The 17997-nt window shown below is 62.0% G+C and carries 11 protein-coding genes and 1 pseudogene; 3 read left to right on the forward strand and 9 right to left on the reverse strand.

The annotated features are described in order from the left end of the window. The 5 genes and pseudogenes from Q0687_RS05135 to Q0687_RS05155 form a co-directional block, all read right to left on the reverse strand. A pseudogene (locus tag Q0687_RS05135) lies at nt 1-214 on the reverse strand (tonB-system energizer ExbB); the annotation flags it as partial. 2 nt (nt 215-216) lie between these two features. Then, a complete protein-coding gene (locus Q0687_RS05140; RefSeq protein ID WP_298873081.1) occupies nt 217-906 on the reverse strand; it encodes a Fe2+-dependent dioxygenase in 690 nt (229 codons plus the stop codon). Between the two features lie 20 nt (nt 907-926). Continuing rightward, nucleotides 927-3500, reverse strand: a complete 2574-nt coding sequence (locus Q0687_RS05145; protein ID WP_298873102.1) for a TonB-dependent receptor — start codon at nt 3498-3500, stop codon at nt 927-929. A gap of 255 nt (nt 3501-3755) precedes the next feature. Continuing rightward, nucleotides 3756-6167, reverse strand: coding sequence for a TonB-dependent receptor (locus Q0687_RS05150; RefSeq protein WP_298873083.1), 2412 nt, complete (start codon nt 6165-6167; stop codon nt 3756-3758). Between the two features lie 233 nt (nt 6168-6400). Then, nucleotides 6401-6640, reverse strand: a complete 240-nt coding sequence (locus Q0687_RS05155; RefSeq protein WP_128960038.1) for a hypothetical protein — start codon at nt 6638-6640, stop codon at nt 6401-6403. A gap of 390 nt (nt 6641-7030) precedes the next feature. Between Q0687_RS05155 and Q0687_RS05160 the strand changes: the two genes are divergently transcribed. The 3 genes from Q0687_RS05160 to Q0687_RS05170 all read left to right on the forward strand — a co-directional run bounded on the left by Q0687_RS05160 (nt 7031) and on the right by Q0687_RS05170 (nt 11974). Beyond that, a complete protein-coding gene (locus Q0687_RS05160; RefSeq protein WP_298873090.1) occupies nt 7031-8206 on the forward strand; it encodes an efflux RND transporter periplasmic adaptor subunit in 1176 nt (391 codons plus the stop codon). Continuing rightward, the gene (locus tag Q0687_RS05165) at nt 8203-11340 is read left to right on the forward strand and encodes an efflux RND transporter permease subunit (RefSeq protein ID WP_298873092.1); all 3138 of its coding nucleotides are present in this window, start codon (nt 8203-8205) and stop codon (nt 11338-11340) included. The genes Q0687_RS05160 and Q0687_RS05165 overlap by 4 nt, the downstream gene beginning before the upstream one ends. Before the next feature lie 64 nt (nt 11341-11404). Beyond that, nucleotides 11405-11974 carry an invasion associated locus B family protein gene (locus Q0687_RS05170; RefSeq protein ID WP_298873094.1) on the forward strand — a complete coding sequence of 190 codons (570 nt, stop codon included), beginning with the start codon at nt 11405-11407 and terminating at the stop codon, nt 11972-11974. Between the two features lie 77 nt (nt 11975-12051). On the opposite strand, the gene Q0687_RS05175 is transcribed toward Q0687_RS05170, so the two are convergent. From Q0687_RS05175 to Q0687_RS05190, 4 genes are all read right to left on the reverse strand, one after another. Next, on the reverse strand, nt 12052-12852 hold the full coding sequence (locus Q0687_RS05175) for an FkbM family methyltransferase (RefSeq protein ID WP_298873096.1): 801 nt from the start codon (nt 12850-12852) through the stop codon (nt 12052-12054). Between the two features lie 127 nt (nt 12853-12979). Further along, the gene (locus Q0687_RS05180; protein WP_298873099.1) at nt 12980-14986 is read right to left on the reverse strand and encodes a tetratricopeptide repeat protein; all 2007 of its coding nucleotides are present in this window, start codon (nt 14984-14986) and stop codon (nt 12980-12982) included. Nucleotides 14987-15244: 258 nt separating this feature from the next. Next, entirely contained in the window at nt 15245-16729 is a 1485-nt protein-coding gene (locus tag Q0687_RS05185) for a porin (protein ID WP_298873101.1), read from the reverse strand. A gap of 861 nt (nt 16730-17590) precedes the next feature. Continuing rightward, the gene (locus Q0687_RS05190) at nt 17591-17902 is read right to left on the reverse strand and encodes a DUF3551 domain-containing protein (protein WP_363323929.1); all 312 of its coding nucleotides are present in this window, start codon (nt 17900-17902) and stop codon (nt 17591-17593) included. Nucleotides 17903-17997 lie beyond the last annotated feature (95 nt).

Genomic DNA, 17997 nt, shown 5'->3' on the forward strand with positions numbered 1-17997 from the left:
CAGCCGTCGGGGCTGCGGTCGACGGCGCCGCAGTCGCGCCCGGTTGCGCCGCGGTAGCGGGAGCAGCCGGCGCCGGCTGGGCCACCACAGGGGCCGGCGCCGCGGGGCGAGCCTGCGCCGCCGGTTGGGGTTGTGTTTGGGCCGAAACGGGCGCTGCGAGCCAGGTGAGCGTCAGCAGCGCGGCTATAGCGAGGCTTGCGTGGAAAGATGCCATCTTCATACTTCGGCCCAGCTACGAATGAGGTTGTGATAGATACCCGTCAATTTGACCGTTTCGGGATCGTCGCGCCCGAGCCGTGCCATCAACGCCTGAATGGCGGTGTCGAGGTCGAAGATCATGCTGCGGGCTTGATCGTCCCGTATCATGCTCTGAAGCCAGAAGAAAGACGCAACCCGTGCCCCCCTCGTCACCGGGGTCACCAGATGCAGGCTGGTCGAGGGATAGAGCACGCAGTCCCCGGCTGGCAACTTCACTTCGTGCGATCCGTAGGTGTCCTCGATCACAAGTTCGCCACCGTCGTAATCCTCCGGCTCGCTCAGGAAAAGCGTAATCGAAAGATCGGTGCGGATGCGAAGGCCGGTCAGGCGGTCGCCGCGGATCGCATTGTCCACATGCAGGCCGAAATGGTGGCCGCTGTCCGCTGCATAGCGATTGAACAGCGGCGGAAAGATCTGCAGCGGGATGGCGGCGGCCAGAAATCGCGGGTTCGCCGTCAGCGCCGAGATGATGCGATTGCCGAGCTTGCGCGCGACCTCGCTGTCCGGCGGCAATTGCTCGTTCCGCTTGACCATGGCCGATTGCGCGCCCGCGGTGGAACGGCCGTCTACCCATTCGCTGGCGTCCATGATGCGGCGGAACTCCGCCACATCATCCTTGCTCAGGACGCCTTCAATGCATGTCAGCATGGCACCTCGTCATGTCTCCATCAGTAGCGCGCGGACAGAACCAGATAAGCAGCGCGTCCAGGCGCCTCCAGCACGAACGGCGTCGCGCTCTGGTACAGCGCGTCGTAATAGCGCTTGTCGAAGATGTTGTTCACGAACAGCTTCACCTGCCAGTTCTTGTTGATCTTGGCTTCGGCGAAGGCATCGAACCGCCAGTAGCCGGGGATCGATGTGCCCTGGTTCGCCGCCAGCAAGGTACCGCCATAGATCTGCGAGCGGTACACCGCCTGCCCGCCGAGCTCCCAGACGTCGGTGAGCTGATACTTCGTGAGCATGCTGAACGACTGGTGCGCGATGTTGGCGAGCGGACGCCCGACATTGGTCGGATAGAGCGCCGGCTCCGCCGACGGCGCGAGCGACTTCGTGACCTCCGACTGCATCAGCACGAGACCGCCGAACACGCTCCATTTGTCCGTGATCTTGCCGCCGACGCCGAGATCGATGCCGCGGATGCGATAGGCAGCCCCGGCCGTGATGCAGGACACCGTGCCGGACGCTCCCGCCGGATAGGGACAGGTTGCGGTGGCAGTTGCCGACGTGATGTTCTGAGCCTCGCGCGCGTTCTCCTTTTCGGTCTGGAACAGCGCGGCGGTCAGCAACAGATGACGATCGAACAACTCCCACTTGGTGCCGAGCTCGATCGCCTTGTTCTTCTCCGGCCCGAAGATTTGGTTCGAGCTGCCGTTGAGGACGGGCGAAAGGCCGCCATAGGCCGTGCTGGTGCCGTCGAACTCGGCGCCCACCGGATTCGACGAGGTCGCGTAGGCCGCATAGACACTGCCGTTCGGCAGCGGCTTCAGCGTGACACCGAGGTTGAAGTTCGGCAGGCCGAACTCTGCGCCCTGCGAGCCGAACTGCTGCTTGCCGCCGACGGTGCCGTAACCGTTGCTGTTGATGGTGTAGTCGTCGTAGCGGACGCCGCCATTGAGGATGACGAGATCGCGGTAGTTGGCGCTGTCCATCGCATAGACACTCTTGGTGTCGATCGAGAGATTTGTCGGCGCTCCCAGCATCCGCGGTGGACTGAACGTGTCGAGGAAGGTGTATTGCGGCGCGAACACACTGACGCCCGAGGTCGAGCCACCGGACGTGAAGGCGGGGCCGGTCGTCACTTCCGAGTCCAGCCCGGCGTATTTGTCGATGAAGGACGTTTCGCGCGAGATTTCGACGCCGCCGAGCGCCGTATGCCTGAATCCGCCCGTGTCGAATTTGTAGGTCGCCTCGCTTTGGTTAGCCAGAACACTGGTGACCTGGTAGCGGCTCTGAGGATTGAGCGTCACGGTCGAAGCCGACAAGGGAATCGTGGCGATCGGAGATTCGGCCAGCGTTCCGATGTAGTCGTTGACCGAGCGCGACGCGCGGATCTTGTCGGTGAGGACGAGATCTGGCGTTACGTTGACCTCGGCACCGACCGTTCCGATGTCCTGCTTGACCTTGAAGAAGTCGCGATTGACGAAGCCGTAGAAATTATTGCGGTTCGAACCGAAATCCGGGAACGGTCCACCTGCAGTCGTGCTGAATTGCTGACCGCTGACGCCTGTCGATCCCGGCCGGTAGTACGGCACGCCGAAGTCCGGGATGCCATGCTGATACGTATGGATGTAGTCCGTCGTCACCTTGACGGCATCGACCGGTTTCCACGTGGTCGCGATGAAAGCGCCGCTACGGTCATCCGTGACGAAGTCGCGCCCAGCAACGCCCGCATCCTGGAACAGGCCGCCGGCGCGCACCGCAAAGGTCGGATTGATCACCTGGTTGACATCGAGCGTCACGCGCTTGGTCTTGTCGGTGCCGAACGAGCTGTCCATGTTGTAGAAGCTCTTCTCGGTGTTCGCCTGTTTGGTGACGATGTTGATCGCACCGCCGGCGACGCCGCGACCGGAGAAGGTCGAACCAGGACCGCGCAGGATCTCGACCTGCTCGGTGAAGAAGTTTTCGCGCACGCTGACGCCGGGGTCACGCACGCCATCGATGAAGATGTCATTGCGAGCGTCGAAGCCGCGGATGAAAAAGCGGTCACCGAAGGCGTTGCCGCCCTCGCCCGAGCCCAGCGTCACGCCGGCCGTGCTGAGAATGGCCTGCTTCAAGTTGGTGGCGTTCTTGTCCGCGAGCACCTCCTTGCTCAAAACCGTGATCGACTTCGGCGTGTCGACCAGCTTCTCGGGAAATTTGCCGCCGGCCTGGACGTGATCGACCTTGTAGGGCGCAGCCGGGTCCGCATAGGGATTGCGGTCGGCCGCGGGTGCGTTGGCTGGCTCCGCCGGGGCCGCTGCAGCCTGCTGGCGTTGCTGCGCGGCTCGTCGCAGCGCGTTGCGGGCGCGAACCTGGTCGGGCGACGGCTTCGACACAGTGGGGCGCGGCCGCTCCTTCGGCGCATCGACGTTGACGGGAGGCAGAGATGTTTGCTGCGCCTGGGCTCCGCTGGAGACGGACGCGACTGCGATGAGGCTCGCGACGGTGGAGACAGTCTTGCCAGCCGCGCCATCGAAATTGCCGACCAATGCTTGCCGTGCCGCGGTCGAACGCAACGACCGCGGAGCCCTCGCCATGCCCATCCTACGCCCCATTCCAATGCTGCAGTGTGTCGCACCGTGGCGGTTCGACACACTGGTCGTATCGAGCGGGGCAATGAGGGTCAACGCGATCACGGCGAGAGCAATCTTGAATCCATCCAGATCAAAACGATTCTAAACTCGAGTTTTAAATCGTTCTAAACTGGTGTTTGTAAGCATTCTAAACTGGAGCCGATATTTGTCCTTGCGATGCACGCTCTCGTGCATCGCGATGATGGCGGCGCGATCAGAACCTCGTCAGAACTTGGCCGTCGTCACGATGTAGAACGCCCGTCCCGGCGCGACCGCGACGAACGGCACGGCGCTCCGGTAAAGTGTGTCGTAATAGAGCTTGTTGGTCAGGTTCTGCGCGTAGAACTTCATGGTCCAGTTCTTGTCGATCTTCTTCTCGACGAACGCATCGAAGCGCCAGTAGCTCGGCAGCTCGTTGCCGGTGTTGGCCGCGAACGTGCCGCCATAGACCTTGGAGCGGTACACAGCCTGTCCGCCGACCTCCCAGTCTCCATCGAACTTGTACTTGGTCAGCATGCTGAAGGACTGGTGCGCGACGTTGGCAAGCTGAAGGCCGATGTTGGATGCAATGTTGCTCTGCGTGACCTTCGATTGCATCAGCACCAGGCCGCCGAACACGCTCCAGCGATCGGTGATCCTGCCCTCGGCTTCGATGTCGATGCCCTGAATGCGGTAGGCCGCGTTCGAGGTGAGCACGCCGGCTGCATTGGTCTCGCGTGCATTGTCCTTTGTGGTCTGGAACAGTGACGCGGTGACCAGCAGGTGGCGATCGGCGAGTTCCCACTTGGTGCCGAGCTCGGCCGCCTTGTTGCGCTCGGGCCCGAGCAGCACGGCGGTGTTGGCGGGAACGCCGCCGTAATCGGTGCCGGTGGCGTCGAGCTCCGAGCCGAACGGATTGGCCGAGGTCGCATAGGCGGCATAGATGCTGCCGATCGACATCGGCTTGTAGACCAGGCCGACGTTGTAATTGACGAGATCGGAGTTCATTTTCAGATAGGCAGAGTTGGTCGACGAGCTCATGGCGTAGCCGTCGTAACGAATGCCGCCGTTCAGGATGATGGTGTCCTGCCAGTTTGCGGTGTCCATGGCGTAGACGCTGCTGGTGTTGACACCATAGCGCGTCGGATTGCCCGTCAGTGACGGCGTGCCGAAGCCGCCGAGATAGGCGTATTGCGGGGAATAGAGATTGACCCCCGAGATGGCGCCATTGCTGGTGAAGGGCGAGCCCGCGAGCTCCGATGTCAGACCCGCGTAGCGATCGATCGAGACATTCTCGTTGGTGTATTCGACACCGAACACCGCGGTGTGCTTGACCCCGCCGGTGTCGAGCTTGAACGTGGCCTCGTTCTGGTTGGCCCACACGTCCACGGTCTGGTAGCGGCTCTGCGCGCTCGCCGTCGTGGTCCAGAGCAATGGATTGACGTTGGTCGTCACCGGGTTCTGCGGCAGGGTACCGATGTAGTTCAGCAGCGAATGCTCGCCGCGGACCTTGCTGGTCAGCGTGATCGCCTCGTTGACCTTGTACTCCGCCGTCCCAGTGCCGAAATCCTGCCGCGCGGTCTGGAAGTCGCGGTTGAGGAATCCGTACCAGTTGCCACGCGGAATGCCGGCCGACGTCACCGGGACGTTGCCCTGCTTGTAATAGGACACGCCGAAGTCGGGCAGACCGCTGAGATCGGTGTGGACGTAGTTGGTCGTGATCTTGATATCGTTGGTCGGGGTGTACTTGGTCGACAGGAACGTGCCCCAGCGATCGTCAGTCACGTAATTGCGCCCCGCGACATTGGCGTCCTGGAACAGGCCGCCCGTGCGCACCGAGAAAGTCGGGTCGACCACTTGGTTGACGTCGAGCGTAACACGCTTGGTTCTGTCGGTGCCGAACTCGGTATCCATCCGCTTGAAGTTGACGTCGCCGGCCTGCTTGGTGACGATGTTGATGGCGCCGCCGGCCGTGCCGCGACCCGCGTAGGAGGATGCGGGCCCGCGCAAAATCTCGATCTGCTCGGTGAAGAAGTTTTCGCGGATCGACACCGCGGGATCGCGGATGCCGTCGATGAAGACGTCGTTGCGCGCGTCGAAACCGCGAATGAAGAAGCGGTCCCCGAAGGCGTTGCCGCCCTCGCCCGATCCCAGCGTCACGCCCGCGGTCGAGCGCCCGATCTCCTTGAGCGTCGTCGCGTTCTTGTCCTCGAGCACCTCCTTGCTGAGCACCGTGATCGTCTTCGGCGTGTTCAGCATCGGCTCGGGAAACTTGCCGGAAGCCTGCACGTGATCGACCTTGTAGGGCGCGGTCGGATCAGCATAGGGATTCCGATCGACCGCTCCGGCCGGCACCGGCGCTGCGGGGGCCGCCTGCTGCTGCGCCTGTTGACGCTGCGCTGCGCGACGAAGCGCATTGCGCGCACGCACCTGCTCCGGCGACGGTTTCGAGGCCGCCGGACGCGCACGCTCGACCGGCGCATCGACATTCACCGGCGGCAGGGCCGATTGCTGCGCCTGCGCGCCGCTCGACACCGACGCCGCAATCAGGCCGGCAACGACTGATGCCGCCTTGCCGGAATTGCCGTCGAGCTTCTCTTCAATCGAAATTTTTGCCGTGATCGCACGCAGCGATCGCGGAGCTACCGCGAGCCCCATTCCAACACTCCCCATTCCAAGTTCGTCCTTGCGCGACATGCGCGACGAGCGATGAGGCGGTGCTATCGACCGCAAAAAACTGGGTCAATGCAGCGAGGCCCGCGAGAGCACTTGAATAGGTCTAGTTCAAAGTGATTCCAAATTTCGATTTCGAAATCGCTGAAATGTCGCGCGACACATTGATGCAGTCGGACACAGCCGCACTTGTCTTCGCGCATCGTCTCGCGCAGCCGTCAGTCGCTGCTCGGCGGCTTCATCAGCGAGAACAATTCGTCGACGGTGCGCTGCGCGGTTGCACGCACACGATCGGTATTGTCCATGCCGGCGATGTTGACTCCGCCAACGACGGCTTTGATCTCGTCGCGGAAGTCGGTGAGAAAGCGCAAGGGATCGCGCTGCTCATTGGCCACGCGTGCGATCAGTCCCGTGATCAAGATCTGGCACGCGATCAGCTTGCCGTTCAATTCGTCCATTCCGCACTCCTGATATGGCGGCGCTGATATGAACGACGCTGGTTTTGGTGACAACCAAAACGCGGCCCCGGCGATTTAGAACCGTTCTCGCGCAGGCAAATGCGTCTTCCCCGCACAGCGCGTTCGCGCGCGTCCTCCGTCGCACGCCCACGCCGTCAACGAGCATTTCCTGTCGTTCGCACGCTCCTCGCTCGCGACGGGAAAATGCAGCACTGCACACCGGTGCGTCACCCGTTTGCCTACGGGGTGCAAAGCTTTCCAATTGTTTAGGATTCTCAACTGATAGTGCTGTTTACACTGGAACTTGGCGTGTAATATACAAGCCTTGCTGGAACCCTTCGATTGCCCCGCCATTCGTTGTTTTGGGCATACAAGCCGATACGCTCACATATGAAAAAGTCACGGCCGATCCTGTGGATTATCATCATCGCAGCCGTGGCCGGTGGCGGCTATTACGGCTGGAAGCGACATCAGGCCACGGAGGCCGCAAAAGCCCAGACTGCACAGAAGGGTGCGCCGCGCGCGCCCGCCGTGCCCGTCAGCATCGCGGCGGTCCAGAAAGCCGACTTCCCGGTCTATTTGACCGGCCTCGGCACCGTTCAGGGCTTCAACACCGTACAAGTCCGGACCCGGGTGGATGGCCAGATCGACAAGATCGCCTTCACCGAGGGCCAAACGGTCAAACAGGGCGATCTCCTGGTCGAGATCGATCCGCGCCCGTTCAAGGCCGCTCTCGATCAGGCCAAGGCCAAGAAGTCGCAGGACGAGGCCAACCTCGCCAACGCCAATCTCGACCTTCAGCGCTACACCAAGCTGGGTGAATTCGCGACGCGGCAGCAGACCGATACGCAGCGCTCCACCGTTGCCCAGCTCACCGCCCAGATCGCCGCCGACGAAGCCGCGATCTCCAACGCCCAGACCCAGCTGGACTACACCCAGGTCAAGTCGCCGATCACCGGCGTCGCGAGCCTGCGCCAGGTCGACATCGGCAACATCATCAACGCCTCGAGCCAGACCGGCATCGTCACCATCGCACAGATCGAGCCCATCACGGTGATCTTCACGGCGCCGGAGGACCAGCTGCCCTATATCAGCGAGGGCCAGAAATCCGGCGAGCTCAAGGTGATCGCGTTCACCACCGACGGCAAGAAGACGCTGGCCCAAGGCAAGCTTGCCGTCATCAACAACCAGGTCGATACGACCAGCGGGACTATCAGGCTCAAGGCGGTGTTCGACAACAAGGAGCACACGCTGTGGCCGGGACAATCGGTGTCGACACGCCTCCTGGTCCGGACGCTCAAGGACGCGACCATCGTTCCCGATGACGCGGTCCAGCATTCGACCAACGGCCTCTACGCCTATACCGTCAGCCAGGACAACAAGGCTGAGGTTCACAAGATCAAGGTCAGCTACTCCATCGACGGACGTTCGGTCGTCGATGAAGGATTGAGCCCCGGCCAGCAGGTGATCACCGGTGGCCAGTACAAGGTGCAGCCCGGCAGTCTCGTATCGACGGCCGTGGCGAGTTCGGATCCGGTCCAGAAAAACAAGGTTCAGCAGGAATGACCGAAGGCGGGATTTCGGCACCTTTCATCCGTTATCCCATCGGCACGTCGCTGCTGATGGCCGGCATCCTGTTTGTCGGTCTTGTCGCCTACCCCCTGCTGCCGGTGGCGCCGCTGCCGCAGGTGGACTTCCCGACCATCCAGATCACGGCCAATCTGCCGGGCGGCAGCCCGGAGACCATGGCCTCGTCGGTCGCGCAGCCGCTGGAGCGCCAGTTCGCCCAGATTCCCGGCATCGCGCAGATGACCTCGACGAGCTATCTGGGCACCGCCTCGATCACCATCCAGTTCGACCTCAACCGCAGCATCGACGGTGCGGCGAACGACGTGCAGGGCGCCATCAACGCCGCCAGCGGCCAGTTGCCAAAGAACCTGCCCTCGCCGCCAACCTATCGCAAGGTCAATCCGGCTGACGCGCCGATCCTGCTGTTGTCGGCGACATCGGACACGCTCCCGCTGACCAGCGTCAGCGACGCGGTCGACGCCCAGCTTGCCCAGCAGATCAGCCAGCTCTCCGGCGTGGCGCAGGTCTTCATCGGCGGCCAGCAGAAGCCCTCCGTGCGCGTGCAGGTCGATCCGGGCAAGCTCGTCGCCAAGGGCCTGTCCCTGGAGGACGTCCGCAGCGCGATCGGTATCACCACTGTCGACAGCCCCAAAGGCAACATCGACGGCGATAGACGTGCCTACACGATCTATGCAAACGACCAGCTCACCCAGTCCAAGGACTGGAACGACGTCATCATCGCCTACCGCAACGGCGGTCCCTTGCGGATCAAGGACATCGGTCAGGCGGTCACGGGTCCTGAGGATGCCAAGCAAGCGGCCTGGGCCAATGGCAAGCGCGGCGTCTTCCTGGTCGTGTTCAAGCAGCCGGGCGCCAACGTCATCGAGACCGTCGACCGCATCAAGGCGACCCTGCCTCGGCTCGTGGCGGCGATCCCGCCGGCGATCAAGATCGAGGTCATCAGCGACCGCACCACGACCATCCGCGCCGCGGTCGAGGACGTGCAGTTCACGCTGCTGCTGACCATCGCCCTCGTGGTCATGGTCATCTTCGTCTTCCTGCGCAGCTTCTGGGCGACCGTCATTCCCACCATCACGGTTCCGCTCGCGCTGCTGGGTGCCTGCGCGCTGATGTGGGTGTTCGGCTACTCGCTCGACAATCTCTCGCTGATGGCGCTCACGATCGCCGTCGGCTTCGTGGTCGACGACGCCATCGTGATGCTCGAGAATATCACGCGCTATATCGAGGAAGGCGAAAAGCCGCTCGCCGCGGCCTTCAGGGGCTCAAAGGAAATCGGCTTTACGATCGTCTCGATCTCGATCTCGCTGGTCGCCGTGCTGATCCCACTGCTCTTGATGGGCGGCATCATCGGGCGCCTGTTCCGTGAATTCGCGGTCGTGCTCGCGATGACGATCTTCGTCTCGATGTTCGTGTCGCTGACCCTGACGCCGATGATGGCCTCGCGCTTCCTGCGCGCCCATGGCGAGGTTACCCACGGCAAGTTCTACCAGTGGAGCGAGAGCGCCTTCGACGCGATGCTGCGCGGCTACGAATATGTGCTCGACCACGCGCTGAGCTGGAAGCGAACGACGCTTTTCATCTTCTTTGCGACACTCGCGCTATCGATCTATCTCTTCGTCCTGATCCCGAAGGGCTTCTTCCCGCAGCAGGACGTGGGCCTGATCACGGCCACGTCGGAAGCCTCTCAGGACATTTCGTTCAAGGAAATGGTCAAGCGCCAGGAGCAGCTCGGCAAGATCATCCTGGCCGATCCGGACGTGGCCAGTATTGCCATGTCGATCGGCGGCAGCGGCCGCGCCGGCAACAACGGCAACCTGTTCATCACGCTGAAGCCCCGCGACCAGCGTCAGGCTTCGGCCCAGCAGATCATCGGGCGACTGCGTCCACAGTTCGACAAGGTCGAGGGCGCGCGCCTCTACATGCAGGCAGCGCAGGATGTCCGCCTCGGTGGCCGTCCGACCCGCACCCAGTTCGAATTCACCTTGCAGGACGCCGATCTCGGCGAACTCAACGAGTGGGCGCCGAAGATTCTCGCCAAGATGCAGACGCTGCCGGAGCTGCGCGACGTCGCGACCGACCAGCAGACCCAGGGCACGACGGTCCAGCTCAAGATCAACCGCGACACCGCCTCGCGGTACGGCATCCAGCCGCAGCTGATCGACGACACGCTCTATGATGCCTTCGGCCAGCGCCAGGTCGCCCAGTACTTCACGCAGCTCAACAGCTATCACGTGATCCTGGAGATCCTGCCGGAGATGCAGGGGAGCCTCGACTCGCTGAACAAGCTCTATCTGAAATCGCCGCTGACCGGCGATCAGGTGCCGCTGTCAACCTTCGCGACCTGGACCACTGATCCGGTCCGTCCGCTTTCGATCAGCCACCAGGGCCAGTTCCCCGCGATCACGATCAGCTTCAACCTCGCTCAGGACGTGGCGCTGGGCCAGGCCACCCAATCCGTTCAGAAGGCGATGGCCGATCTCGGCGCGCCGGCGACGCTGAATTCGAGCTTCCAGGGCACGGCGCAGGCGTTCCAGCAGTCGCTCGGCACCGTGCCGCTCCTGATCCTCGCGGCGCTGGTCGTGGTCTACCTGATCCTCGGCATCCTCTACGAGAGCTACATCCATCCGATCACGATTCTGTCGACCCTGCCCTCGGCCGGCGTCGGCGCGCTCATGATCCTGATGGCGGCCGGCTTCGACTTCAGCCTCATTGCCTTGATCGGAATCATCCTGCTGATCGGCATCGTGAAGAAGAACGGCATCATGATGGTCGACTTCGCCATCGCAGCCGAGCGCGACGGAAAGACGCCGGAGGAATCGATTCGTCAGGCCGCGCTGCTGCGCTTCCGACCGATCATGATGACGACGATGGCAGCACTGCTCGGCGGCGTGCCGCTGATGCTCGGCCACGGCACCGGCGCCGAGATCCGCCAGCCGCTCGGCTACGCCATGGTCGGCGGCCTCATCGTCAGCCAGGCGCTGACCCTGTTCACCACCCCGGTGGTCTATCTCTATCTCGACAAGTTCTCGAACCTGTTCAAGGGCAGCTCGACCGACGAGGAAGGGCACGGGACGTCGGAGCACCGCGCCGTCAAGGAAGCCGCCGAGTAAGCTTGCGTCGCGCCTTCTGCGACGCTACAGCGAGGCGCTCGGTTCACGCCAACGCGGTCACGCCATGCCCATGCAATCCAGACTTGTCGCCCTCGCCACTGCCGTCCTATTGTCGACGGGCGCCGCGTCTGCCCAGCAGGGCGCCAAGAAGAACGCAGCTTCCCCTGCCCCCGCCGCTCAACCCGCGCCCGCGCCGACCCAGCCGCAAGCCGAGGGCACTCCGCCGCAGCCTGGCTGGATCGCGCGCTGCACCAGCGCGAGCCGCGACGCCCCGCTCGAATGCGCGATCGAGCAGAACGCCGTGCTGACCAAGACCGGCCAGACCATCGTCCTGGTCAACATCCGCATCGCGCCTGATACCCGCAAGCCGATTGCGCTGCTGCAGCTGCCGCTCGGCCTCAATCTTCCGCTCGGAGCCAAGCTTCAGGTCGACGACGGCAAGACGATCGATCTGCAGATCCAGACCTGCGAGAACCGTGGCTGCTATGCCTCGACGCCTATTGCCCCCGACCTGCTTGCGAGCCTTCGCTCGGGCAAGCAGCTGAAGGTTTCCTTCCAGAACATGGCCAAGGAGACGATCGCAATCCCGATGCCGCTGAACGATTTCGCGGCGGCCTACGACAAGATCAAGTAATTTGCGCCGCTTAACTCTTCGTTGGAGCATGATCTTCTTGGAAAACCGCTTCACACTTTTCCGGATCATGCTCTAGCTCAGCGTTGCGGAAGCTGGATGGACGCCATGTATTCGTGGATCGACTGATCCGGGATCGACTTGCGCGCAATCAGATGGTGAATACAATTCGCGGCGAGGTCGAATGAGCGGTAGCAATGATGAGAAATCATTGCCAGATGCTTGAGCTGCTCGACCGTCATGTCAGCCGGCCGCATGAAGTTTCGCACATAGACGATGTCGGCCTCCAGCAACTGGTTCATCGCCGCGTAAGGATTGGATGGGTCGCTCAAGGGAGCGATCATACGCCGATTAATGGCCGTAAAGGCGTGAGGAACGAACCCCTGCTTGCGCAATTCGCCATCGATATCGCCGAACGTCGGCTGGTCCTTGTAGAGACCAAGAAACGAGACCTCCGTTTGGATGGCGACCGCCTGCTTCAGCTTTTGCCGTCCGCTGCCGAACACAGCTAGTTCGGAGCCCTGAACGTCGATCTTCAGGAAATCCAGATCCTGGATTTCGGCAATGTCATCGAGTCGGCGGGTCTGAACCGGATGCTCGCTGACGACGCTGCCCCATTCGGAAAACTTCGCAAAATGCGACAGCACATTCTGATCCGGAAGCAGCAGGCTCGTCATTCCCGGGATTCGACACAGACGCAGCTTTGCCTTGTGCCCATTCCCGACGACATAGTGATAGTAGCTCTCGAGATCGCTCTTGCGGGCATTGAGCTGTGCAAGCGCTTCGTCCTGCGGTTCAAAGCCAACGACGGTACAGAGTCTTCGTTGCAACATCGCCTTGTAAGGTGGCTCGCCATCGATCGGATTGGCGCCGACATCCACGACCGCGGTCAGCCGTGCCGGCTGGATGAGACTATTTAGAAGGTCCGGTTCATTGTCGGTCATTTCAGGAGAAGCCTATGGAAGGAATGACATGAGGCTTCACGCCAAGGCGACCTCATGATGGGATTTAGACGGCAAACGAGGCCGGCGCTTCGCCGGCGCAATGCCGGCGCCACATTTCGCTGTAGGCCTTTTCGATGTGCCGCGTCATGCGGGCCGTATCGAACAGCGGCCAAGTGGTCCGCTGCGACGCCAGCTTGCTCCTCAGTGCGGTTCGAAGTTCGGAATCATGCGCGATCCGAAGCGCCAAACTCTCATAATCGTCCAGCGATCGCGTCACCAGTTCAGGCAGGCCGACGGCGTTCAGGATGCTGGCTGCAACGCGCCCCGCAAAGGCGGTACCGAGGCAGGTCACGACCGGCAAGCCGGCCCACAGAGCGTCACTGGCCGCCGTATGAGCATTGTAGGGTAGCGTATCCAGATACAGATCGGCGAGCTGGTGGCGCGCCAAGTGGGCGTCGGGAGGCGCATGTGGGGCGAACACGATCCGCTCTGCCGCGATGCCGCGCGCAACTGCCTCTCGCTTCAGGTTCTCTTTGGCGATCGGATCCCCATCGAGCAGCCAGAGGACGCTGCCGGCGGTCTTGGCAAGCAGTCTCATCCAGACATCGAACATCACGGGCGTGATCTTGGATGTTCTGTTGAACGCACAGTAGACGAATGCATCGTCCTGCAGTCCGACCTCGCGCCTAGCAGGTACAATTGCAAGCGATCGCTTCGCGTCGGTCGCCTGATAGCTATCCGGAAGGTAAATCACCTTTTCGGCGTAGTGCTTCTGCTCTGCTTCGGGGACGATGATCCGATCGGCCATGACGTAGTCCATGTAGGATGCGCCCATCGTGCCGGGGTAGCCGAGATAGTTGACCTGGACCGGAGCCGCCCGGTGCGCCAGGATCCTCGGCCGCGCGCCGGCGGTGAAGCCTCCGAGATCGACGAGGACATCGATGTCGAGCCGGCGTATCAGCTCGACCACCTCCTCGTCGGGAATATGGCTGACGTCTTCGAAGCGCTCGAATGCTGCCTTCAGGCGGCCGCGCACCTCGCTCCGGTCGTCGGGTCCGTAGGAAATGGCGCTGACCTCGAAACGCTCGCGGTCGTGCTCCTCGATGACCCCGACCATCAGATGACCGATGGCATGATTGCGAAAATCGGCAGACATGTACCCGATCCGCAGCCGGGAAGCCGGTGACGGTGTTCTGGGTCTCGCCGCACCTCGCTCCGGGGCAACGTTGGCGACGTATGTCTTCGCACAGGTCAACTGGCGTGCGGGAGACGACGAGGCATGAAGGAACAGGAAGGGATCGACCGCCACCCCGGAATCGACGGCCTCGTCCAGGCCCGCCTGTTCACGTTCGAAATTGCGCCAGTCGGCGCGCTTCCGCCTGGAATCGACGAGCTTGCTCAAGGCGAACGGGAACGCCTTGTTCAGCGCGACAGTTCTTTCGAGCGCTCCGATCGCTTCATCAGGTCGGCCTATTTGGCTAAGGACCTCGGACAAGAGAAAATGGTACTGTGGATTCGACGGTGCAAGCTCGACAGCCCTTTGGTAGCTGGCAAGCGCTTCTTCGAGCCGACCGAGCTGTTGAAACGCACTGCCTCGGTTTACGAACGCTGCACTCGACGGCGCGATCGCAATGGCCCGGTCAAATTCCGCGATGGCGGGACGAGGCTCCTTCCGTCCGAGCAGGATCGCGCCGCGATTGAGATGCGCATGGGCGAAGTTCGGCGACAGAGCAATCGCTTTCGCAAGCCAATCGAGCGCTTCGTCCGTCTTGTCCAACGCACGCAGTACGTTGGCATAGTTAAACAGAACATCGGGATTGGCTGAGTCGACGCGTGCTGCCTTCTTGAGCAATGGCTCCGCGTCGGCGAAATTGCCGCGCTGGATGTGCAACAGCCCCAGCATATGCAGCGCCACCGGATGCGTTCGGCTTCCCTTCAGGACGGCTGTATAGGCCCGCTCTGCCTCCAACAGATTGCCCGAACGCTGCGCCGCAATCGCCCGGTCCAGAACAGCCGACGGATTCAGTGAGGAGGAAGCCGGCGCTCCCTTGTTGCGGCTCTGCTGCGACATGCGGGTGGGGTTCCGGGCGGGTTTTTCGGTGAATGTGAAAAAACTCTAGTCGCCTTGGTGGAAGAGAACAACGGCCGAGCCGGGCGCTGTGAGCCACTGAATGCCCCGCGTATGCCGATTTGGCGGGCGACAATATCGATGCCGACGAACTCGGCTTTTTCGATGCTTCGCGCGGCGAGGATGATTTTCAACGTGACAAACAAAAAAATGACCCCCAGCGAAATCGCTGGGGGTCTTTGTTATTAGCTCAGGCTGAGCTTAGAAGTTGCGCTGAGCGCGGAGGAGCAGGGCGAGCGAGTCCTGGTCCTTCATCTCGTAGATAGCTGCCGGCTTGGCGGCGAGCAGATTGGCCGGGGCCGCAATGGTGCCCGAGTACTTCTGGTCCAGACGCGACCAGCTCAGGTCCGCCGTGAAGGCCAGGTTCTTCACCGGGGTCCACACGGTGTTGACACCGATCACACCGAAGTTGAAGTCGGGGTTGCAATTGCCGGTGAGGCCGAGCAGCCCAACCATGTTCGCGCAGATCGTGGCCTTGCCACCGCCACCGTACTGCACGGCGCCGTAGCCACCATAGATCGCGCTCACCCAGTTCGGGTTCCAGTTGTGGCTGTAGCCACCGCGGAAGCCCCAGGTCTTGACGGATTCGATCGACGAGCCGGTGGTGAAGACACCATCAGCAATGCCGGCGATTCCGATGCCCTGATAGGCGCCAATGCCGCTACCGCTGTACATGAAGAAGGTCTGCGGGAACAGGCTCTGGAAGTTGTAGCGGCTTGCACCGTCGGTGTAGACGGCCTGCAAGTTGATCGAGTCACCCGCGCCAGTCGGGATGTTCTTGATCGACAACGCACCCTGGATCGCCCAACCCCACTTGTCCGACGGGTGACCCGTGGGTTCCGTGGTGCCGTAGTAGGCGGCATGCATGTCATGCGCGGCAACCGAGATCTGAGCCAGACCCCAGGCCTGGTCGACACGGATCGCACCGGTGAGGTCGGGAGAACGCGTGCCGCCCCAATCGTTGGCACCATAAGCGCCCGTGATCATGCCGGCTGCGCTCGCGCTCGACAGGTTCCAAAGGTTCGACTGACCGCCAGCGGATGTCGTTTCATCCTCGATCGCGATCGAACCGGTGATGCCCTGGCCGAAGTCAGCAGTGTAAGCGACCTGGTTGATACCGGTCACATGGTTGGAACCGCCCGGAAGCGTATCGGGACCGCCAGCCGGATAGCTCTGCCACGGAGCGTCGAAGATCGAGACCGTGCGGCCGAAGGTGAAACCAGCGAACTGGATGAACGCATGGTACAGGCCGAGCGTGGCCGAAGTGTTAGGTGTGCCCGTAATGGCCGACGGGTTGCTGCTGTTGACGCTCTGCGTATCCCACGAGAAGACCATGTCGGCGAAGGTGCGAACCACGCCATACTCGGTCGCCGTGCGCGTATCGACCGTGAAGTCCATACGAGCGCGTTCGCCCCAGTAGTTGGTCAGACGGTTGTTCGAACCCTGGTTCGTGCCCTGACGGAAACCGTAGTCGCCACCCTGGGCCCAAACGTCGGCGCGCAGATAGCCACCGAACTTGATGCAAGTGTCAGTGCCCGGCATGTAGTAGAAGCCCGCACCGTACAGCGAGCAGATCTTCACGTATTCGACCGCCTTGGCCTTCACGGGGAGATCGGCTGCTTGAGCTCCGCCCACGGCGATCAGACCCGCCGCTGAGCCGAGCAAAAGGCTCTTAACCAACTTCATGTTAAACCTCCAAGTTGCTCTTCAGGGAAGGTCACTGACCCGAACGGCCAATTCCCCAACCCCCTTTAAATCACCGCTTTGGCCGCCTTCGCGTCTTCGGACACACCCGCATGAACGCGAGGGACTTAAGCGAAAGACCTAAACGGGACGACCTTGGGATGCCCCCCTCCGTCGCCCGATCACCATGATCGATGGCCGATGCACACGCAACATCCGAACCGCCCCAAACACCGCCCAACAGTCCGAATCCGGGCAGGTGTTGCACAAAAATCACGCAGCATTTTCCAGCCAGAGATCATGTAACGCATTGATTATATTTAACAAAATATCTATCACACCTGCGTGACGCTCGAGGTCCCGGATGGAACCTGTCCTGGCGGGGCTGAGAGGCCAGTCCTTGGAGACCCCGCGTTTGGGCTTGAAAAGGTCGAATCGGGCCGCGTGGAAAGAGTGCTCGAAAAGGTGCGCTCAGCGGTGCGCCGGGACTGAAAACACAAGGAAACTTTCGGCTGCTGCGGGCCACGATCCCGAGTAAGGACCGCAGTAAAGCTTGGTCCGGCCGAGTTCCCGGCATCTCGACGATCCCGGGAATCGGAGGTCAAGCGCGGTTGCAGGGAAAACGACTTTGCGGACGGCGGCGTTGGAGACCTGCGCCACATGTCTTCATCGCAAACGACGAAGATGATCACACGCGCTTTTCAAATTCCGGCGGGTGCCGCGGACGTGATGCTTTCACGAATCGCATTTGGCGCAGCTGGGACGATCGCAGATCTGCGAAGGCGAATGGCCACCGCGCTGGTCGTTCACATTACGATGCGCCGCCAACAGCAATTGTCGGGCGAGAGCGGATAGCGCGTTTGCTCATCGCAACGTCTGATCACGAGTGCCCCGATGAGGCCTGCGCGTGGCGCCGGTCGTCGTCGTTTGCGCCCAATACGGGTTGATAAGGCACATCGCGGGCAAGCCTATCGTTGCCGATCTGCACGCGTCCCAGGAATCGTAGCTGCAATCGATTATGCTGCTACCTCCCCACTCCCATCGCTGGAGGCAGACGGGAGATCTCGGATCGTACCGCTGCGCAGTTGCCGGCGAGACGGCGACCATTGTGATGGAAAGCGCAATGGCCGAGCCAAACCACCTCGCTTTCGCTCTATTCACGAGGGCAGACTGCACACGTCAAGAAACTCCACGAGCAACGCCATGACATGATAGCGGATCGTGCCCCGTCGCGTGGTGTAGCTGGCTGCGGGTCACCGCGTTCACCGGCA

The sequence above is a fragment of the uncultured Bradyrhizobium sp. genome (assembly GCF_936928535.1).
GTDB lineage: Bacteria > Pseudomonadota > Alphaproteobacteria > Rhizobiales > Xanthobacteraceae > Bradyrhizobium.